16 protein-coding genes are annotated in these 21,129 nt (G+C 68.4%); 15 read left to right on the top strand and 1 reads right to left on the bottom strand.

All coding sequences use genetic code 11. From position 1 onward, the window contains the following. The first annotated feature begins 457 nt into the window (after window positions 1-457). Together BQ8420_RS22400 and BQ8420_RS22405 are read left to right on the top strand one after the other, a co-directional pair. Window positions 458-1,867: an LVIVD repeat-containing protein gene (locus BQ8420_RS22400; protein ID WP_087101136.1), complete on the top strand. Its 1,410-nt coding sequence runs from the start codon at window positions 458-460 to the stop codon at window positions 1,865-1,867. A 131-nt stretch (window positions 1,868-1,998) separates the two neighbouring features. Continuing rightward, window positions 1,999-3,405, top strand: a complete 1,407-nt coding sequence (locus BQ8420_RS22405; RefSeq protein ID WP_087101137.1) for an LVIVD repeat-containing protein — start codon at window positions 1,999-2,001, stop codon at window positions 3,403-3,405. Window positions 3,406-3,482: 77 nt separating this feature from the next. Here BQ8420_RS22405 and BQ8420_RS22410 read toward each other — a convergent pair whose 3' ends face one another. Beyond that, the gene (locus BQ8420_RS22410; protein WP_087101138.1) at window positions 3,483-4,721 is read right to left on the bottom strand and encodes a hypothetical protein; all 1,239 of its coding nucleotides are present in this window, start codon (window positions 4,719-4,721) and stop codon (window positions 3,483-3,485) included. Between the two features lie 111 nt (window positions 4,722-4,832). Here BQ8420_RS22410 and BQ8420_RS22415 point away from each other — a divergent pair, with 111 nt between their 5' ends. The 13 genes from BQ8420_RS22415 (at window position 4,833) to rpmA (ending at window position 21,003) form a co-directional block, all read left to right on the top strand. After that, a complete protein-coding gene (locus tag BQ8420_RS22415; RefSeq protein ID WP_087101139.1) occupies window positions 4,833-6,182 on the top strand; it encodes a folylpolyglutamate synthase/dihydrofolate synthase family protein in 1,350 nt (449 codons plus the stop codon). A 34-nt stretch (window positions 6,183-6,216) separates the two neighbouring features. Next, on the top strand, window positions 6,217-6,621 hold the full coding sequence (locus BQ8420_RS22420; RefSeq protein WP_087101140.1) for a DUF4233 domain-containing protein: 405 nt from the start codon (window positions 6,217-6,219) through the stop codon (window positions 6,619-6,621). A 160-nt stretch (window positions 6,622-6,781) separates the two neighbouring features. Then, window positions 6,782-7,186, top strand: a complete 405-nt coding sequence (gene ndk / locus BQ8420_RS22425; protein ID WP_087101141.1) for a nucleoside-diphosphate kinase — start codon at window positions 6,782-6,784, stop codon at window positions 7,184-7,186. A gap of 256 nt (window positions 7,187-7,442) precedes the next feature. Further along, complete coding sequence (locus BQ8420_RS22430; protein WP_087101142.1) at window positions 7,443-8,477, top strand: rod shape-determining protein; 1,035 nt, start codon at window positions 7,443-7,445, stop codon at window positions 8,475-8,477. Between the two features lies 1 nt (window position 8,478). After that, window positions 8,479-9,378, top strand: coding sequence for a rod shape-determining protein MreC (gene mreC, locus BQ8420_RS22435; protein ID WP_087101143.1), 900 nt, complete (start codon window positions 8,479-8,481; stop codon window positions 9,376-9,378). Continuing rightward, window positions 9,375-9,935 (top strand): rod shape-determining protein MreD, encoded by a 561-nt coding sequence (gene mreD / locus BQ8420_RS22440; RefSeq protein ID WP_087101144.1) that lies wholly within the window; start codon window positions 9,375-9,377, stop codon window positions 9,933-9,935. Before mreC ends, mreD begins: the two co-directional genes overlap by 4 nt. A gap of 4 nt (window positions 9,936-9,939) precedes the next feature. After that, window positions 9,940-12,045: a penicillin-binding protein 2 gene (gene mrdA, locus BQ8420_RS22445; protein WP_087101145.1), complete on the top strand. Its 2,106-nt coding sequence runs from the start codon at window positions 9,940-9,942 to the stop codon at window positions 12,043-12,045. Further along, entirely contained in the window at window positions 12,045-13,223 is a 1,179-nt protein-coding gene (gene rodA / locus BQ8420_RS22450) for a rod shape-determining protein RodA (RefSeq protein WP_087101146.1), read from the top strand. Before mrdA ends, rodA begins: the two co-directional genes overlap by 1 nt. Window positions 13,224-13,405: 182 nt before the next feature. Further along, window positions 13,406-15,343: a TIGR03960 family B12-binding radical SAM protein gene (locus BQ8420_RS22455; RefSeq protein WP_087101147.1), complete on the top strand. Its 1,938-nt coding sequence runs from the start codon at window positions 13,406-13,408 to the stop codon at window positions 15,341-15,343. A gap of 652 nt (window positions 15,344-15,995) precedes the next feature. Next, window positions 15,996-16,778, top strand: coding sequence for a TIGR03936 family radical SAM-associated protein (locus BQ8420_RS22460; protein ID WP_235006431.1), 783 nt, complete (start codon window positions 15,996-15,998; stop codon window positions 16,776-16,778). Window positions 16,779-16,940: 162 nt separating this feature from the next. Then, window positions 16,941-20,147 (top strand): Rne/Rng family ribonuclease, encoded by a 3,207-nt coding sequence (locus BQ8420_RS22465; RefSeq protein WP_087101149.1) that lies wholly within the window; start codon window positions 16,941-16,943, stop codon window positions 20,145-20,147. 273 nt (window positions 20,148-20,420) lie between these two features. After that, the gene (gene rplU / locus BQ8420_RS22470; RefSeq protein WP_087101150.1) at window positions 20,421-20,732 is read left to right on the top strand and encodes a 50S ribosomal protein L21; all 312 of its coding nucleotides are present in this window, start codon (window positions 20,421-20,423) and stop codon (window positions 20,730-20,732) included. 13 nt (window positions 20,733-20,745) lie between these two features. Further along, complete coding sequence (rpmA, locus tag BQ8420_RS22475) at window positions 20,746-21,003, top strand: 50S ribosomal protein L27 (RefSeq protein ID WP_087101151.1); 258 nt, start codon at window positions 20,746-20,748, stop codon at window positions 21,001-21,003. Window positions 21,004-21,129: the final 126 nt, after the last annotated feature.

The following is a 21,129-nucleotide window of genomic DNA, read 5'->3' on the forward strand; positions in this document are numbered from 1 at the left end:
TTTTAATGATACGGCGACCACCGAGATCTACACCTCTCTATTCGTCGGCAGCGTCTGTTGTGTATAAGAGACAGCTACTCACTCCGTGGGTGTTTTGTCCAGTGCGGGACGCGTCTTCGTTCGGTCGTGTCCGGCGGGCTTCGCCGGTGTGGAAGCGCGTCCGGCGGGTTCGTGGTGATGTCCGTGGTGGCCACGATCGTGTGTCCCCGAGGACAGGAAGACGTCACCGTCGGAGGTGACCCGCCGTACCGCTCCTTCGGCCGTCCGCGGGCGGGGGAGGGGCGCGGTGCCCCGGCGGCCCTCGGTATCGACCGATCGACCAGACACCGTGCGTAGCGGGAGCGGGACGGATCGACACCGTGTCAAGGGCCATGTTTGTTCTGCTTCCCTCTGTACATATTGATGTTGAACTGTGTACGTTCTTTCTGTTTCGCTCCATGAGGAATCAGGAGTACGTATGGCGTCATCCCCCGCCCACCCCCGTGCAAGGCGCCCGCTTCACCGCAGAGCACTCACCGGTGTCGCCCTCACCGCGACCGCGCTCCTGACCGTGGGCCTTCTCGGCCCCGCCGGTGCGGCCGCCGACACCACCCCCTTCGAAAGCGACGCGGAGACCAGCCCCAACGTCTCCCACGTCGCCAACCTCCCCAAGTCCGAGGCGATGGACGACTACAACTCGGACCTGGCCTTCACCGGTGACTACGCCATCGGCGGCAACTACAACGGCTTCGTCATCTACGACATCTCCGAACCGGAGGCCCCCGAGGTGGTCTCCGAGGTCCTGTGCCCGGGTGGCCAGGGAGACCTGTCGGTCAGCGGCGACCTGGTGTACTTCTCCGTCGACTACCCGCGCGCGAGCGACGAGTGCGGCGCCCCCGCGGTTCCGGTGACCGACCCGGACGGGTTCGAGGGCATTCGTGTCTTCGACGTCTCCGACAAGGCGAACCCCGAGTACGTGGCGGCCGTGCGCACCGACTGCGGTTCGCACACCCACACCCTCGTCCCGGGCAAGGACGGCGAACACGACTACCTGTACGTGTCCTCCTACTCGCCCAACGCGAACTTCCCGAACTGTCAGCCGCCGCACGACAAGATCTCCATCGTCGAGATCCCCATCGACGCACCGTCCGAGGCCGCCCTGGTCAACGAGCCGATCCTGTTCCCCGACGGCGGCAACGCCGGGACCACCGGCTGCCACGACATCACCGCCTACCCGGAGATCGACCTGGCCGCCGGTGCCTGCATGGGCGACGGCATCCTCATGGACACCTCCGATCCGGCCCACCCCGTGGTGACCGACGTCGTCCAGGACGAGAACTTCGCGTTCTGGCACTCGGCGACCTTCACCAACGACGCGAGCACCGTGATCTTCACCGACGAGCTCGGCGGGGGCGGCGGCGCCATCTGCACCGACGAGTACGGGGAGGAGCGCGGCGCCAACGCCATCTACACCATCGGCGGCACCGACGACGACCCCGAACTCACCTTCGAGAGCTACTACAAGCTCCCGCGTGTGCAGACCGCCACCGAGAACTGCGTCGCCCACAACGGCTCGCTCATCCCGGTCCCGGGCCAGGACTTCTTCGTGCAGGCCTGGTACCAGGGCGGTGTCTCGGTGATCGACTTCAACGACCCGAAGAACCCCCGCGAGATCGGCCACTTCGACCGTGACCCGATCGACGACGATCAGCTCGTCCTCGGCGGCTCCTGGTCGGCGTACTACTACAACGGCTACGTGTACTCCTCCGACATCACCCGTGGACTGGACGTCCTGAAGATCGACGACCCGCGTCTGCGTTCCGCCGAACGCGTCACCTACGACGAGTTCAACCCCCAGTCGCAGCCGAGCTACCGACCCGGCCGCTGACCGACCCCACGAATCCCTCCCGGTGGCTCCTCCTGGGGAGTCAGGGCAAACGGGAGGTCCAGGGGCCGCGGCGTTCGCCGCGGCCCCGCCGCATACAGCCCCCGCCCTCTATGCGACCAACAGGAGAAAGCATGCCCGCAGCTTCCCCGAGACGCGGAGGACTTCGACGATCGACCGTCGTCGCCCTCACCGCGGCGGCGACCCTGCTCGCAGGGCTGCTCGGCCCGGCGAGCGCCCAGACCGATCCCCCGCCCTCCGACGACGTCACCAGCGAGAACGTCGAGCACATCGCCAATCTGCCCAAGCCCGAGGCGGTCAGTAACACCAACTCGGACATGGCCTTCACCGGTGACTACGTCATCGGCGGCAACTACGACGGGTTCGTCATCTACGACGTCTCCGAGCCGGCCGACCCGGAGATCGTCTCCGAGGTCCTGTGCCCGGGTGGCCAGGGAGACCTGTCGGTCAGCGGCGACCTGGTGTACTTCGCCGTGGACTATCCCAACGCGAGCGACGAGTGCGGCGCCCCCGCGGTTCCGGTGACCGACCCGGACGGGTTCGAGGGTGTGCGCGTCTTCGACATCTCCGACAAGGCGAACCCCGAGTACGTGGCGGCCGTGCGCACCGACTGCGGTTCGCACACCCTCACCCTCGTGCCCGGTGACGACGAGCGCGAATACGTGTACGTGTCCTCCTACGCCCCGGCGGAGGAGTTCCCGAACTGTCAGCCGCCGCACGACAAGATCTCCGTCATCGAGGTGCCGTTGGACGATCCGGCCTCGGCCGCGCTCGTCAGCGAGCCCGTGCTCTTCCCTGACGGTGGCAACCACGACCAGGATGGTCTGTTGCGTCCCACCGAGGGCTGCCACGACATCACGGCCTTCCCGGAGAAGGACCTGGCCGCGGGCGCCTGTATGGGCGACGGCGTCCTCATGGACATCTCCGACCCGGTCGAGCCGGTCGTGACCGAGGTCGTCCAGGACGAGAACTTCGCGTTCTGGCACTCGGCGACCTTCACCAACGACGCCGGCACGGTGATCTTCACCGACGAACTCGGCGGCGGTGGCGCGGCCACCTGCACCGAGGAGATCGGCCCGGAACGCGGCGCGAACGCCATCTTCACCCTGGACGGTGAGGGCACCGACGCCACCTTGGACTTCGAGTCCTACTACAAGCTGGAACGCCACCAGGGCGACGAGCAGGTGTGCGTGGCGCACAACGGTTCCCTGATCCCGGTGCCCGGCCAGAACTACTTCGTGCAGGCCTGGTACCAGGGCGGTGTCTCGGTGATCGACTTCAACGACCCGAAGAACCCCCGCGAGATCGGCCACTGGGACCCGGACGACCGCATCGACCCCGACATCGAGAACGGCAGCTCCTGGTCGGCCTACTACTACAACGGCCACGTCTACTCCTCGGACATGCGCCGGGGCCTGGACGTCCTCGAACTGACCGATCCGCGTCTGCGTCCGGCCGAACGCGTCACCTACGACGAGTTCAACCCGCAGACCCAACCGAGCTACCGACCCGGCCGCTGATCCGCTGACAAGACGAGGACACGGGGTGGGGGAACGTTCCCCCACCCCGCACTCGTGTCAGAGCCCGCTCGAAAATGTCAGTCGAAGAGTCGGTCGGTGGGGGCGTCCAGGACCTCGGTCATACGGCCGGTGAAGTAGACGGTGCCCAGGGCCAGGACACGGTCGCCCAGGGACGCGACGAAGGCCGGGGTGAGCCTCTCGGCGTCGACCCGGTCCCAGTGGGCGGGCAGGTCGTGGTCGAAGCGCAGGTGGGCCTCGGGCAGGCGCACGGCGGTGACCGGAGTTCCACCGAGGGCGCCGATGGCGCCGGAGACGTCCTTGTGGTCCGGCAGGCACAGCAACACGTGGTCGACACCGCCCCAGCGGGCGTGGGCCCGTGCGAGGGCGGTCGCCACTCCCACACGGTCGATGGCCGAGTCCACCAACGCTCGGGCGGTCGTGCTGCCGGGCACGGGGTGCTCGGACAACCGAGCGGGCAGGTTCAGGGTCCCCAAGACACGGTGCAGACGGTCGGTGGGGGCGGGATCGTGGCCCAGGAGTTCGAGCGCGCGGGCCCCCGCGGCCACGCCCAGGACGCCCGAGGCGGCCGACAGGCCCGGGGGACGGAGGGCCGGAGGCGGCTCTGAACCGGGGAGATCCGGGTCGACGATCTCGGGGGAGACACGGCCGGCGGTGACCTCGGCGAGGGTTCGCTCGATGACGGGGGAGACCTCGGGGTTCTGCGGCAGAGAGAGCAGGGCCCGGGTGCGATCACCGGCCACCCGGGTCTTCTCCCGGGCGATCTCGGTCACGGTATCGCCGAGAACGCCCACGTGTTCGGCAAAGACCATGCCAAGTGCCACGACCTCGGGGCCGACCAGACGCAGCTCGTCCCGGTGACCACCCATACCGGCCTCCAGGACGCAGAAGTCGGCGCCGATCTCCCGGGCCTTGAGCAGGCCCGCGACCAGGAACAACCCGCTCGGGGCCAGGTAACCCCCGTGTCCGGGGAGAGCCGCCCGGGCGTTCTCGATCTCCGCGCCCAAGGCGTCCAATTCGGCGTCGGTGACGGAGGTCCCGTTCACCCGCACACGTTCGCGGTACCCCCGAAAACTCGGCCCGGTCACCAGGACCGTGCGCGCCCCGGCGGCGGACAGGGTCGCCGCGGCCACGGTCGCCGTGCTGCCCTTGCCCTTGGAACCCACCACCCCCAGCACCGGGGCGCGCTCGCCGGACAGGCCCAGGGCCGTCAGCAGGGCGGTCGCCCGGTCCAGGCTCCGGGCCTGTCCGGGGGCGCGACCGGCCCACTCGGAGAAGAAGGGGTCAAGGCTTGGCATACCCCAAGTATGGTCGCGGTGACGTCGGGCTTCGCACGGTCGACCCCGAGCCCGAGCCCAGGTGGGGCCGCGTACACTGACGCGGGTGTACACCCCGATCAACGAGACCCCGTGAGCGGCGAAAGCGCCGATGAGCGCTACGCCGAGGTCACCACGCAGATCCTCTCCCGCACCCCGGAGACCGACATCGATCCACGCCTGGATCGGGTCCGTTCCATCCTGGACCTCCTGGGCGATCCGCAGCGCAACTTCCGGGTCATCCACGTCACCGGGACCAACGGCAAGACGTCCACGGCGCGCATGATCGACGCCCTGGTACGCGGACGGGGCCTGCGCGTGGGCCGCTACACCAGCCCGCACCTGCGGACGATGCGCGAACGCATCGTCGTCGACGGTGAGCCCGTCTCCCAAGAGCAGTTCGTCGAGGCCTACGACGATATCCGCCCCTACATCGAGATGGCGGACTCGATGAACGACGCACCGCTGTCGTTCTTCGAGGTCCTCACCGTCATGGCCTACGCCGTCTTCGCCGACGCCCCCGTGGACGTCGCCGTGGTGGAGGTCGGCATGGGCGGCACCTGGGACGCCACCAACGTCGTCGATGGAGACGTCGCGGTGGTGACACCCATCGGAATCGACCACACCGAGTACCTGCCCGACACCCTCGACGGCATCGCCGAGGAGAAGGCGGGCATCATCAAACCCGACTCCGTCGCGGTGGTCGCGCAGCAGCCGCTGCCCGCCGCGGAGGTCCTGCTCCGGCACGCCGCCGAGGTCGGCGCGACCGTCGCACGTGAGGGCCTGGAGTTCGGGGTGACCTCCCGTGAGGTGGCCGTCGGCGGTCAGCAGCTCGTCATCAAGGGCCTCACCGGGACCTACGACAACCTCTTCCTGCCGCTGTTCGGCGAGTACCAGGCCGGCAACGCCGCCGTCGCCATCGCCGCCGTCGAGGCCTTCTCCGCATCCGAGGACGCCATCGGGCTCGATCCCGGGATCGTCGTCGAGGCTTTCGCGGAGCTGGAGGCACCCGGGCGTCTGGAGGTCGTGCGCACCAGCCCGACCGTCATCGCCGACGCCGCACACAACCCGGCCGGTATGACCGCCACCGTCGCCGCGGTGGAGGAGGCCTTCACCTTCTCCCGGCTGATCGGTGTGGTGGCCATCATGGCCGACAAGGACGTCGAGGGGATTCTGGATCCCCTGGAACCACTGCTCGACGAGATCGTCGTCACCCGTAATTCCTCGCCGCGTTCCCTCGAACCGGAGAGGCTGGCCGTGCTCGCCGAAGAGATCTTCGGTGAGGACCGGGTGCACATGGCTCCCCGACTCGACGACGCCATCGACCGGGCCGTGGCCCTGGCGGAGGCGGAAGGTGAGTTCGGTGGGGTCGGTGTGCTGGTCACCGGTTCCGTGGTCACCTCTGGAGACGCCGTGCACCTGCTGCGCGGCGCCGGCGGTTAGCGGGCGACACGATGCTCCTACGAAGGGAAACGCCGTGCGCATAGTCTGTGCCGTAGTGCTCGTGTTCGAGGCCGTGGTGATCGGTCTGGCGATCCCCATCGCCATCCAGTTGGAGGGGGTGGACCCCTCCCTCGCCGGCGGGGTGTGGGGCGGCATGGCCGTGGCCGCGCTGCTGCTGTCCGGGTTGCAGAAGCACACCTGGGCGCACTACGCCGCCTGGGGTCTGCAGGCCGCCTTCCTGTTCAGCTCGTTCATGGTCAGCGGCGCTCTGTTGGTCGCGATCGTGTTCGTGTCCCTGTGGGTGACCGGGGTGATCCTGGGCCGTCGGACCGACGAGATGCGAGCGGTCCAGGACGCGCGTGCCGAGGCCTTGGAGAACGAGGGCGGTTCCGGTGGCGACGATGTGACCACCGCGTCGTCGGGGCCGCAAACGCGATAGTGTGACGCACGTCCGGGCGGGTCCAGGGGCCTCGCCGAGCGGGCCATCCCTCATCTCCCGGTCCCGGACGCACACCCGTACACCCCACCGCGCGCAGCCTCGCCGAGGGCTTCGGCCCCGCCTGTGCCGCGCGGGGGTCCAGTGAGGAGTTGAAACGCACGTGGAGCGCACTCTCGTTCTCATCAAGCCGGACGGCGTCCGCCGCAACATCGTCGGCGAGGTCATCTCGCGCATCGAGCGCAAGGGTCTGAACCTGGTCGCCATGGAGCTGCGCACACTCGACGCCGACACCGCCAAGACGCACTACGAGGAGCACGCCGAGCGTCCGTTCTTCGAGTCGTTGGTGGAGTTCATCACCGGTGGCCCGCTGGTCGCCATGGTGGTCGAGGGTGAGCGCACCATCGAGGCCTTCCGCGCCCTGGCCGGTGCCACCGACCCGGTGACGGCGTCCCCGGGCACCATCCGCGGCGACTTCGCCCTGGAGGTGCAGCAGAACATCGTGCACGGTTCGGATTCGACCTACTCGGCCGAGCGCGAGATCAAGCTCTTCTTCCCGGACCTGTAAGGGTTCCGGCGCGGCCCCTCGGGGCCGACGAGTATCGACGTGACGCGTCCCTTCGGGGGCGCGTTCGTCGTTTCCGGGGTGTTCGGTGGTGTTCTCCGTGCCGTATGTCCGGTGCGGGAGCAACGAATCGGTGTGTTTGCGTAACGGGCTAAGTGCCGAGGGTTACGATACGGGGGACTGCATACATAACGTGCCGGAACGACTACGTATGGTCGTCCGCGCTTCCACGCCTGTACGGCGCCTCTGAGGACGTTACATGCCGAACAACCTTGCATTTCTAGGCCGGGACATGGCCGTCGACCTGGGTACCGCCAACACATTGGTGTACGTGCGCGGGCGCGGAATCGTACTGAACGAGCCTTCTGTGGTCGCGCTCAACACATCGAGCGGCAAGATCGTGGCGGTCGGTATCGAGGCCAAGCAGATGATCGGGCGCACGCCCTCCAACATCACCGCCATCAGACCGCTCAAGGACGGCGTCATCGCCGACTTCGAGGTCACCGAGCGAATGCTGCGCTACTTCATCCAGAAGATCCACCGCCGCCGCCACTTCGCCAAGCCCCGCATCATCGTCGCGGTGCCCAGCGGTATCACCTCCGTCGAACACCGCGCCGTCAAGGAGGCCGGCTACCAGGCGGGGGCCCGGCGGGTCTACATCATCGAGGAGCCCATGGCCGCCGCGATCGGCGCCGGGCTGCCCGTGCACGAACCCACCGGAAACATGGTCGTCGACATCGGCGGTGGCACCACCGAGGTCGCCGTCATCTCCATGGGTGGCATCGTCACCTCCCAGTCCATCCGGGTGGGCGGTGACGAGCTCGACGAGGCGATCATGACCTTCGTCAAGAAGGAGTACTCCCTGATGATCGGGGAGCGCACCGCCGAAGAGCTCAAGGTGGCCATCGGCTCCGCCTACCCGACCGGCGCGGAGGAGCTGCACGCCGAGGTGCGTGGACGCGACCTCGTCAGCGGTCTGCCCAAGACCATCGTGATGTCGGAGTCCGACGTGCGCCAGGCCATCGAGGAACCGGTCATCGCGATCATCGACGCGGTCCGCACCAGCCTCGACAAGTGCCCGCCGGAACTGTCCGGCGACATCATGGACCGCGGAGTGGCCGTGACCGGGGGCGGCGCGATGCTGCGCGGCCTGGACGAACGACTCCTCCACGAGACCGGAATGCCCATCCACGTCGCCGAGAACGCGCTCGACTCGGTGGCCATCGGCTCCGGCACCTGCGTGGAGAACTACGAGCGCCTGCACCAGGTCCTCGTCCCGGAACGGCGGCGTTGACATGCTGAGCGACACCACGCGGTCCCGGCTGGTCCTCGCGGTGCTGGTCGCGGTCGCTCTGGTCCTGCTGGTCGTCGACGCGCGTCCCAGCGGTGATCCGGTCACCTCGATCGCCCGCAGCGGTGGCGAACTGGTCTTCGCGCCCGTCGCCGCCGGTGTCGGTCTGGTCTCCGGGCCGTTCGTCCGTGTCCACGAAGGGTTCAGCGCAGGTCCGGAGGCGGCCGACCGCATCGGCGAACTGGAGGACGCCAACGCCGAACTGGAGTCCGAACTCCAGGCCGCCCGGATCGATGAGCACCGCGCCGAAAAGCTCGACGACATGCTGCACCTGTCCGGCCTCGGCGCCTACGAGGTCGTTCCGGCCCAGGCGGTCACCCGCACCACCGCGCGCGGCTACGCGCACACCGCGACCCTGGACGCCGGCACGGATTCCGGTATCGAAACGGACATGACCGTGGTCAACGGCGACGGTCTGGTGGGACGGATCATCGAGGCCGGTCCGCGCACCGCCACCGTCAAACTCGCCACCGACGTCAACTCCTCGGTCGGCGCCCGCCTGGAGGAGTCCCGCAAGATCGGCGCGATCACCGGGGGGAGCGTTCCCGGTGGCCCCGAGGCCGACATGACGTTGGAACTGTTCGACCTGGAGGCGCCCATCGACCAGGGCGACCGGGTGGTCACGCTCGGCTCGCACGAGGGCGCGCCCTTCGTGCCGGGGGTGCCCATCGGAACCGTCGACGAGGTAGAGGTGGCGCCCGGCGCGCTCAGCCGGATCGCCCGGATCACCCCGGCGGTGGACTTCGCCGCCCTGGACGTGGTGGGAGTGGTCGTCAAGGGTCCGTCCGAGGACCCGCGCGACTCCCTTCTGCCGCCCAAGCCCGAACCGGAGGGGGACCAATGAGGTCCGTCATAACCCTGCTCATGGTGGCCGTCGCGGTGCTCGTCCAGGCCACCATCGTCAACCGGCTCCCCTTCGACTGGGGGTCGGGTCCCGACCTGGTGCTGGCCGCCGTCGTGGCGGTCGCCCTGACCACGAGCCCCGCCGCGGCCGCCGGTTGCGGTTTCGCGGCCGGGCTGGCCATGGACGTCATGCCGCCCGCCGAGCACCCCATGGGCCGCTACGCCCTGGTGTTGTGCGTGGCCGCCTACCTGGTGGCCCTGTTGCGTGCCAACACCGGTCTGGGAGGTTCGGCCGGCGGCCGGATCTCTCGGTGGTCCGCCCTCGGCGTCGTGGTCGCGGGCTCTCTCATCGTAGGACTCGGGTACGCGTTCATCGGGCTGGTCATGGGCGACGCCCACGTGACCGTGGGCTCGGTGGCCGCCAACGTCGGAATCGGCACCCTGGCGACCACCCTGGTCGCCCCGTTGGTCACCCTGCCGGTCCTGGGCGTGCGATGGATGCTCACCGGGGAGGACTTCGCGACCATCCAGGGGCCGATCTCCGTAGGCGGGTGGTGACATCGTGCGCAAGCCGCCCGTCGACCCCACGCTCCCCGGCCGCAGACTCGGCCGGGCCGGTCTGCTCCTCGTTCAGTTCATGGTGCTGCTCATGTTCGCCGCTCTGGTGGGCCGCCTGTGGTACCTGCAGGTGCCCATGGCCGATCACTACCGTGAGCTCGCCGTGGCCAACCACCACCAGCAATTGGTCGTGCCGGCCACCCGAGGCCAGATCCTGGACTCGTCCGGCCGTCCTCTGGTCAACAACCGCACCGAACTCGTCGTCTCCGCCGACTACCACGAACTCCAGGGGATGGAGGACGGCGGTGAGAAGGTCCTGACGAACCTGGCCGAGGTTCTCGACATCCCCGTGGAGGAACTCCAACAGCGCGTTCGGCTGTGCAGTCCCGAGGTCGAGCGCCCCTGCTGGCCCGGTTCGCCCTACCAGCCCGTCACCCTCGCGGAGGGGATCGAGGGCCAGGTGGCACTGCAGATCATGGAGAGCGCCGAGGACTTTCCCGGCATCACCGCCCAGGCCCAGGCCTCGCGCGAGTACCCGCAGGGCGAGCACGCCGGACAGATGCTCGGCTACCTCCAGCCCGTCACCCAGGAGGAACTCGACGCACGAGAGGAACTGCGCACCCGGTTCACCGGCATCGACCAGGTGGGCCGCGACGGTCTGGAGGCCGTCTATGACCAGGAACTGCGCGGCACCGCCGGTCTGCGCACCCTGGGCGTGAACAACCACGGCGAGGTCATGGACGTGATCTCCGACGAACTGCCCGTGGCCGGCCGCCACATCGTCACCCACATGGACGTCGAGGTGCAGAAGGCCGCCGAGAAGGCGCTCGCCCGAGGCATGGAGGGCGCGCGACCCAAGTACCGGGCCGACTCCGGCGCCGCCGTGGTCCTCGACGTCACCAACGGCGGAGTCGTCGCCATGGCGAGCCTGCCCACCTACGACCCGAGTATCTGGCAGGGCGGGATCGACCAGCAGACCTTCGACGACATCCTCAGCGAGGAAGCGGGCGAACCTCTGCTTTCCCGAGCCGTCCAGGGCACCTACCCGCCCGGCTCCACCTTCAAGGTGTCGTCGATGTCGGCGGCGGTCGAGAACGGCTACTCGCTGCACGACAGCTACTCCTGCCCCGGTTCGGTCAGCCTGGCCGGGCAGTCCTACGAGAACTACGCGGGCGCTGGACAGGGCAGCATCAGCCTGAAACAGGCCATCGTCAAGTCCTGCAACACCGTCTTCTACAACTTCGGCTACCAGATGTGGCAACAGGACGGTGGCCTGCACCCCGACGGTGAGCCGAAGGAAGCGATGGCCGAGATGGCCCGCGGCTACGGGTTCGGTTCGCCGACCGGGGTGGATCTGCCCTACGAGACCGGCGGTCGCATCCCCGACCGCGAGTGGAAGCGCACCTTCTGGGAGGAGACCCGGGAGGGCAACTGTGCCCGTGCCGACGATGGGTACCCGGAGATCGCCGAGACCAATCCGGCACACGCCTCCTACCTCCAGCGGCTCGCGCACGAGCACTGCGTCGAGGGTTTCGAGTGGCGTGCCAACGAGGCCGTCAACTTCTCCATCGGCCAGGGCGACGTCCTGGTCAGCCCGTTGCAGCTGGCCTCCGCCTATGCCGCCATCGCCAACGGCGGCACCCTGTACGAGCCGCGTGTGGCCAAGGCCCTGGTTTCCGCGGACGGGTCCGACGTGGAACCCATCGAACCGACGGTCAAAGGCGAGCTTCCCGTCAGCGACGAGACCCTTCGCTACCTGCAGGAGGCGCTGACCGAGGTGACCAAGACGGGTACCGGTGGCGGCGCCTTCGGCGACTTCCCGCAGGACGAGGTGTCCGTAGCGGGCAAGACCGGTAGCGCCGACGCCGAGCAGCGCCAGGTGTCGTCCTGGTTCGCCTCCTACGCGCCGGCCGACGATCCGCAGTACGCGGTGGCCGTCCTGGTCTCCCAGGGCGGTACCGGTGGCGAGACGGCCGCGCCCATCGCCGGCGAGATCTACGAGGCCATCTACGGGATCGGGGACGGAAAGGAACTACTGCCCGACGGCAAGCCCCACTCCGACCTGCCCACCGTTCGCTCGGACGGTTCCATCGACCCTCTGGAGCCCTGATGGACACGTACGCGGGGACGTCTCGGGGGCGGAACCTGGGCCGCAGGGCGGCCGACGCCGCGGGGAACGCTCGACGCCTCGACTGGGTCCTCGTCGTCTCCGTGCTCGTCCTGGGAGTGATCGGGGCGTTGTTGGTGTGGTCGGCGACGCTGCCCGGTGACGGTGGCGACCCTCGCGACTCCGTCGACGCGCTCCTGCGCCACCTGGCCCACCTGGGGGTGGCGTGGGTGGTGTGCCTGGTGGTGGCGACGATCGACTATCGGACGGTGCGCGCCTACGCGCCCATCGCCTACGCGGTGACGGTCATCGCCCTGATCCTGGTGCTCACCCCACTGGGTGCGGTCATCAACGGCTCGCGGGGCTGGCTCGTGATCGCCGGATTCCAGTTCCAGCCCAGCGAACTGGCCAAGGTCGGACTGATCCTGATCCTGGCCACCTTCCTGGGCGAACCCCGGGACGGCGAGACACGGCCGATGAGCCGCGACGTGCTGCTGTGCCTGCTGTTCGTGGCGATCCCGTTGGCCCTGGTCATGCTCCAACCCGACCTGGGAACCACCCTGGTGTTGTGCGCGATCTTCCTCGGCATGCTCACCCTGTCGGGGGCGCACCTGGCGTGGGTGGGGAGCATGCTCGCGGCGGGGGCCGCCGGTGCCTTCGCCGTGTGGTGGTTCGACATGTTGGAGCCCTACCAGGTCGACCGCATCGCCACCCTGATGGACCCCGCCTCCGACCCGCAGGGCTCCGGGTACAACTCCGCGCAGGCCCTCATCGCGGTGGGGTCCGGTGGGTTCGACGGCACCGGCCTGTTCCAGGGCGAACAGACCCACGGCCGGTTCGTGCCGGAGCAGCACACCGACTTCATCTTCACCGTGGCGGGCGAGGAACTCGGTTTCGTCGGTGCCGCGGTGATCATCGTGCTGATGGGCGTGGTCATCTGGCGGATCCTGCGCGTCGCCCTGGGATGCGACCTGCCCTACCCGCGCATTCTGTGCGTGGGAGTGGCCACCTGGTTCGGATTCCAGGGACTGATCAACATCGGTATGTGCCTGGGGGTCCTGCCGGTCACCGGTCTGCCGCTGCCGTTCGTGTCCTATGGCGGCACCGCCATCATGGGGAACATGCTCGCCCTGGGATTGGTGCTGGGCGTCAACTCCCGCGATCGCGGTTTCGAGTACTGAGCCCTTTCGACCAGGGCCTCACCACGGGCAGGGGTCCGGACGAACCGGCCTGTGGAAAACGGGTCGGAGAGCCGCCGCGACGGTAACCTGGGAGATCCACCGCGCGTGAGCAACAACGACCCCGCGGGTATCCGGCCCAGGTGCCGGGCAGACACGATGTCCGCCGATCGAAGGCCTACACCATGTCCGTCGCAAGTCTCTTTCCGCGTCTCGAACCCCTGCTGAGTCGGGTGAGCAAACCGATCCAGTACGTGGGCGGTGAGCTCAACTCCGTGGTCAAGGAGTGGGACGACACCCAGGTCCGCTGGGCACTGATGTACCCGGACGCCTACGAGGTGGGCGTGCCGAACCAGGGCGTGCAGATCCTGTACGAGATCCTCAACGAACGCGAGGGGGTCCTGGCCGAACGCGGCTACGCCGTCTGGTCGGACATGGAGAAGCTGATGCGCGAGCACGGCGTCCCGCTCTTCACGGTCGACGGACACCGCCCCGTGCGCGCCTTCGACGTGCTCGGGATGAGCTTCGCCACCGAGATGGGCTACACCAACATGCTCACCGCGCTGGACCTGGCCGACATCCCACGCCGCTCCACCGACCGCACCGAGGCCGACCCGATCGTCCTGGCCGGTGGGCACGCGGCCTTCAACCCCGAACCCATCGCGGACTTCTTGGACGCGGTGGTGCTGGGCGACGGCGAGGAGATCACCCTGGCCGTCACCGAGATCATCCGGGAATTCAAGGAGGAGGGCGAACCGGGCGGGCGCGATGGGCTGCTGCTCCGCATGGCCGCGACCGGTGGGGTGTACGTTCCCCGCTTCTACGACGTGACCTACCACGACGACGGTCGGATCGCCGCCTACACGCCCAACCGTCCGGGGGTACCCGGCACGGTGCAGAAGCACACCGTGATGGACCTGGACCGGTGGCCCTACCCCAAGAAGCCCATCGTGCCCACGGCCGAGTCCGTGCACGAGCGCTACAGCGTGGAGATCTTCCGCGGCTGCACCCGCGGTTGCCGCTTCTGCCAGGCGGGGATGATTACCCGGCCGGTACGCGAACGCAACCAGGAGACCGTCCAGAAGATGGTCGAGGAGGGGGTGCGCAACTCCGGCTTCCAGGAAGTCGGGCTGCTCTCCCTGTCCAGCGCCGACCACAGCGAGATCGGCGACATCGCCAAGAACCTCGCCGACGAGTACGAGGGCACCAACACCGGCCTGTCCCTGCCCTCCACCCGGGTCGACGCCTTCAACATCGACCTGGCCAACGAACTCACCCGCAACGGCCGCCGTTCCGGACTGACCTTCGCACCCGAGGGCGGCAGTGAGCGCATGCGTCGCGTGATCAACAAGATGGTCACCGAAGAGGACCTCATCCGCACCGTCACCGCCGCCTACGCGGCCGGGTGGCGTCAGGTGAAGCTGTACTTCATGTGCGGGCTGCCCACCGAGGAGGACGAGGACGTCCTGGCCATCGCCGACCTGGCCACCGAGGTCATCCGGACCGGCCGCGAGGTGACCGGACGCAAGGACATCCGCTGCACGGTCTCCATCGGCGGGTTCGTGCCCAAGCCACAGACGCCGTTCCAGTGGGTCGGCCAGACCTCCCACGAGGACGTGGACGCCCGGCTGCGCAAGTTGAGGGACCGGTTGCGCGGCGACCGCAAGTACGGGAAGTCGATCGGTCTGCGCTACCACGAGGGACGACCATCGATCATCGAGGGGCTGCTGTCCCGGGGCGATCGTCGCGTGGGCCGGATCGTGGAACAGGCCTGGGAGGAAGGCGGCCGCTTCGACGGGTGGAGTGAGCACTTCTCCTACGACCGTTGGGAGAAGGCGGCCGAGATCGGTCTGGCCGGCACCGGCGTGGACCTGGCTTGGTTCACCACCCGTGATCGGGAGGAGGACGAGGTCCTGCCCTGGGATCACCTGGACGCCGGGCTGGACCGGTCCTGGCTCTGGCAGGACTGGCAGGACTCCCTGCACGGCGAGGACTCGCTGGAGATCGACGACTGCCGTTGGAACCCCTGCTATGACTGCGGGGTGTGTCCCAGCATGGGTACCGAGATCCAGATCAACGACCCGGCCGAGGGCCGTTCGACGCTGCCACTGACCGTCATCTGACCAGCGTGTGCGGATGAGGGCCCACGCGGGCGCACGGGTGCCGTTCCGGACCCCGGTGCGCCCGCGTGGGGCATGAGCGGTGAGTCGTGCGCGCCTGGTGGGACACAAAGAACCCCAGGGCACTGGTGTGTCCTGGGGTGAAGGAGTAAAATTCGCGCTCCGGGTGTCTTCGCCCTGCGGTGTGCTCGCGTCCTTCGTGTCCGCGTCGCGTTCCGTGGGGCCGAAGTCTCCCGGGGAGGAAGGTGTAGGGCCCGGCGCCCCGCTCGCGCCGGGCCCTACGTGAAGTAAGACTCCCGGGCGCTCCGATGGGTTGCCATCGGTTGCGGATTTTCTTTGGATTTTTTTCCCGAGCCCTCGTGTTCAGGTGGTGAACGCCGGTTCGGATGACCGCCCGGAATCGGTTCGAGACTTTTCGATTCCAGGTCAGCGGGGCAAGAACCGGTATGCGTAGTCCTGTTGGCGCATGTGCACCACGGCGCACCGTACGCTGAACAGGACTGAGGAACAGCCCCTTCGGGTCGCCATCGACGGCCCGTACACAGGGGGCATGAGGAAAGGAGCTGAGCTGCCCCCCGCACATGAGGGCACCACCTCACCCTCCACCGCCAAACCCGGCCAACGGCTCCGTGTCCGCTACGCCAAACGTGGACGTATGCGATTCGCGAGTCACCGTGACATCGCCCGGTCCCTGGAGAGAGCCCTACGCAGGGCCTCCCTACCCGTGGCGTTCTCCGCCGGTTTCTCACCACATCCCAAGATCTCCTACACCGGTGCGGCTCCCACAGGGGTCGCCAGCGAGGCGGAGTATCTTGAGCTCACCATGGCCCAGGAGTGTCGGCCCGAACAGGTCAGGGACGCGATCGACGCGGCCATGCCCGACGGGATCGACGTACTCGAGGTCGTCGAGGCCCGCACACCGGGCCTGGCCGACCGGCTTCAGGCCTCCGTATGGCGCGTGGAGATGGCGGACGTCGACCCCGACGACGCCGCCAAGGCGGTGGCCGACTACCTGGCCGCCGAAAGCGTCGAGGTGGAACGGATGACGAAGAAGGGCCGACGCCGCTTCGACACCCGCCCGGCTGTACTCGGTATCGACGTGTGCGACGGTCCCCACGGGCGCGCCCCAGGGGAGCGACACACGACATATGCCATACTTCGAATGGTCGTACGGCACACGACACCTGCTGTTCGACCAGACGACGTGCTGACCGGCCTTCGCCACGTGGCCGACTTCGCGCCGCCGTCATCACCCATGATGACCCGGCTGGCGCAGGGGCCGCTGAACGAGGTGACAGGTGCGATCGCCGACCCGTTCGACGCGGACCGACCCGAAGCTCCCACCACAGAGAGCACCGGGTCCGCACACGATGAGACGAACGATCGACGCACTCGGGCAGCACGGCCGTCATCGCCCATGACGGGATCGCACCTATGAGCGATTCCAACGCGGGGTACATGGGCGAAACCACAGAACTTTGCCCCGGCGACACTCAGGTGTCGCCGGCGCTGACACAGCGACGACAGTTCTCGCGAGCCGCAGCGTCGGACCGTACGCGGCCGACGGCGCGCCCGAGAACTTTGACGGGAGACCGCCCGGATGCTCGACAACGAGCCCAAGAGCGGTGCCGACGGCACCGCGGCTACAACTGAAACAACCGAGAACACGGCGGTGGCGCCCCCAGCGGGGGACGGCGGGGTTCGGGTGACCACACCCGCGCCCGCCAAGGGCGCTCGCCGCGCGGCCGGACCACCCCCCGAACCCGCGGACGTCTTCACCCCACCGACCACGCCGAGTACCAAGGCGGCCGGTTCCGGTGAGGGCGGTACGGTCAATACCTCCTCGCGCACGCCGGTGCGCAAGCGCACGGTCCGCGCCGCGGGTCGGCCGGAGGACGCTCCAGCCGCCACCAGTGGTCGGCGCACCCGAACGGCGGCCGAGGACGATACCTCGCGCGACTCGGCCCGAGAGAGCGCCCCCACGAGGGGATCCGCCGGCGACAAGGCCGACGCCGAGGAGAGCTCCTCCCGCGGTCGTACCCGTTCCCGCACGCGCACCCGCGCGCCCAAGACCGTCGAGGCTCCCGCCCCGGACACGGTCGAGGTCGAGGACGAGGTCGAGGAACAGCAGAGCGCCACCGAGACCACGGGGGCCGTCTTCTCCCCGCCCGGTGGCATGCTCTTCCAGCCTCCGGTCGCCCAACAGAACGTCCCGGCCAAGGCCCGCAAGGCCGTCGAGACCAGGGACGAGGAGACCGGAGACGACTCCGACGCGGAGGCGCAGGCCCCCGCTGAGGAGACCGGTACCGATGAGCGCCCCAGCCGTCGCCGCCGTCGCCGGGGCGGCCGTGGCCGCGGCCGCTCGCGAGGCCCCGAGGAGAACGACTCGGAGGACACCGACGCCGTCGAGTCCGACGAAGGCGGTGCCAAAGAGCGCCACAAGGACACCAGGGGCACCGACACCAAGGCCGGCAAGGGGCGGGACGAGACGTCCGCCGATTCCGATGACGACTCCGACGACGATGACGAACACGGCAGCAGCCGTCGGCGCCGTCGGCGTCGCCGCCGCTCCGGTTCCGGTTCCGCTTCCGGCTCCGGTTCCGGTTCGTCCGGCAACGGTGAGAGCACCTCGGACGACCCGCCCAACACCGTGGTCAAGGTGCGTGAGCCCCGCCAGGAACGTCCCATCGAGGACGAGGTCCAGGCGGTCCGCGGCTCCACGCGCCTGGAGGCCAAGAAGCAGCGTCGCCGTGAGGGCCGCGAGCAGGGCCGGCGCCGCGCCCCGATCGTCACCGAGTCGGAGTTCCTGGCCCGCCGTGAGGCGGTCAAGCGCGACCTGGTGATCCGCAGCATCGGCGACCGCACCCAGATCGCCACCCTTGAGGACGACGTCCTCGTCGAGCACTACGTCGACCGCGCCACGCACCGTTCCTACGTGGGAAACGTGTACCTGGGCCGGGTGCAGAACGTACTCCCGTCGATGGAGGCCGCCTTCGTCGACATCGGCAAGGGCCGCAACGCCGTGCTGTACGCGGGCGAGGTCAACTGGGACTCCTTCGGCCTGGAAGGCCAGCCCAAGCGGATCGAGTCGGTGCTCAAGTCCGGCCAGTCCGTCCTGGTGCAGGTCACCAAGGACCCGGTCGGTCACAAGGGCGCCCGCCTGACCAGCCAGATCAGCCTGCCCGGCCGCTACCTGGTGTACGTGCCCGGTGGTTCGATGACCGGTATCAGCCGCAAGCTCCCCGACAAGGAGCGCGCCCGCCTCAAGCAGATCCTCAAGAAGGTGATGCCCTCCGGCGCCGGCGTGATCGTGCGTACCGCGGCCGAGGGCGCCAGCGAGGAAGAGCTGGAGCGCGACATCACGCGCCTGACCAAGCAGTGGGACTCCATCAAGCGCAAGTCCAAGTCGGCGAGCGCCCCGTCCCTGCTCAACAGCGAGCCGGACCTGACGATCCGGGTCGTCCGTGACGTGTTCAACGAGGACTTCTCCAGCCTGGTCGTCTCCGGAGACGAGGCCTGGAACACCGTCCACGAGTACGTCGACTACGTGGCGCCCCACCTCGCCGAGCGGCTCTCGCACTGGTCCGAGGACGGCGACGTCTTCTCCGCCTACCGGATCGACGAGCAGATCAATAAGGCCCTCGAACGCAAGGTGTGGTTGCCCAGCGGTGGTTCGCTGATCATCGACCGCACCGAGGCCATGACCGTGGTCGACGTCAACACCGGCAAGTTCACCGGTCAGGGCGGCAACCTTGAGGAGACGGTCACCAAGAACAACCTCGAAGCGGCCGAGGAGACCGTCCGACAGCTACGGCTGCGCGACATCGGCGGCATCATCGTCATCGACTTCATCGACATGGTGCTGGAGTCCAACCGCGACCTGGTGTTGCGCCGGATGCTGGAGTGCCTGTCCCGGGACCGCACCAAGCACCAGGTGGCCGAGGTCACCTCGCTCGGGCTGGTCCAGATGACCCGTAAGAGGGTCGGCCAGGGCCTGCTCGAAGCGTTCTCGCACAACTGTGACCACTGCAACGGCCGTGGCCTGGTGCTCTCCTCCGAACCGGTGGAGAACAAGGGCGGCGGCAACGGTGGTGGCAACGGCAACGGCAACGGCAACGGTCGTAAGAAGAAGAAGGGCAAGGGCGACGCCGAGCCCGCGGCCGACACGAGCACCGACAAGGGTGACAAGGCGGAGAAGTCCGACAAGCCCGAGCAGCCCGCGGACAAGAACGATCAGGGCGGCCGGGCCGCTGAGATCGCCGAGGACGCCGCGGAGCAGGACGACAAGCCCGCCAAGAGGACCCGGAGTCGCAAGGGCACTGACAAGGCTTCCACGAGCGCTCAGGCCGACATGGCGGAAGCGGCCGCTGAGCCGACCGTGAACGCCGACGAGGGCGGCGCCGAGGGCTCCGACGGATCGGCGGAGGAGGCCCCCGCCAAGCGGACCCGCAAGCGCCCCTCCAGGGCGAAGAAGGCGGCCGAGGAGACGGTGGAGGCGGCCCAGGCGGCCGACGCCGCCCCCGCGGCGGCGGAGGCTTCTTCGGAGACCGCGGAGACCCCGGTCGAGGAGGCCCCCGCCAAGAGGACCCGTCGGCGCACCACCACCCGCAAGGCCGCCGAGGCCGACAGCGGTGAGGGTGAGCAGGCGAAGGCGGACGGTGACGAGTCCGACTCGGCCGACGCCGGACAGACCCCCGCCGACGGTGACGCCGAAGGCACCACCGAACGTCCCAAGCGCCGTCGTACCCGGCGGACCAAGACGGCGGTGACCTCACCGACCGGTGGTTCCTCCGTCGACGCGGGCTGAGGACCAGGCGGGACGAAATCGCGGTCCGGACCCGGTAACGACCGGGTTCGGACCGGACCTACTGTGCGGGTCCGTACCAGGGCGATGGTAATCTGATGGACGGTGCGTCGGCGCGCCCCAAGTGTTCGCGCGCCCCGAGACCGCAGTGCTCTCCACCAGGTGGGTTTGTTTCCCTCAGATCCCCGCGCCCCGCTACAGGCGATTCGTGGATCGTGGCATCACGGTCATGAGTGAGCGCATTATTCGTTGAGCGAGCAGGAAGAGAGTTCCCCGGTGTACGCGATCGTGCGAGCGGGCGGCCGACAGGAGAAGGTGTCTGTCGACGACGTCCTGAACATCGACAGGGTCTCCGATGAGACCGGTGCCACCCTCACGTGGCAGCCCATCCTTGTGGTCGACGGTGACAATGTCGTCAGCGAGCTGGACAAGCTGAGCGGCTACTCGGTCACCGCCGAGGTCCTCGGTGAGACCAAGGGCCCCAAGATCAACATCATGAAGTACAAGAACAAGACCGGTTACAAGAAGCGCCAGGGTCACCGTCAGAAGCACACCCAGGTGCGCGTTACCGGTATCGCGGCGAAGTAGGAGGCCTGGAGAAATGGCAAGCAAGAAGGGCGCTTCGTCCACCAAGAACGGTCGCGATTCGAATGCCAAGCGCCTCGGCGTGAAGCGCTTCGGTGGCCAGTCCGTCTCCGCCGGTGAGATCCTCATCCGCCAGCGTGGCACCAAGTTCCACCCCGGCGCCAACGTCGGTCGCGGTGGCGATGACACGCTGTTCGCACTGGTCGAGGGTGAAGTCAAGTTCGGGAACTTCCGCGGTCGCAAGGCCGTGAACATCGTTCCGGCCGCCGTCTAGGCTGCGCCGCGACGACGGTTTCTTCGGGGCGGGCCAGGGAACACTGGCCCGCCCTTGGCGTTGTCACTGGAGAGTCCCTTCGAGGACCGGCGCGCATCGCGCGAGTGGCACGTCGTATTACGGCTC

The sequence above is a fragment of the Nocardiopsis sp. JB363 genome (assembly GCF_900143625.1).
Taxonomy (GTDB): domain Bacteria; phylum Actinomycetota; class Actinomycetes; order Streptosporangiales; family Streptosporangiaceae; genus Nocardiopsis.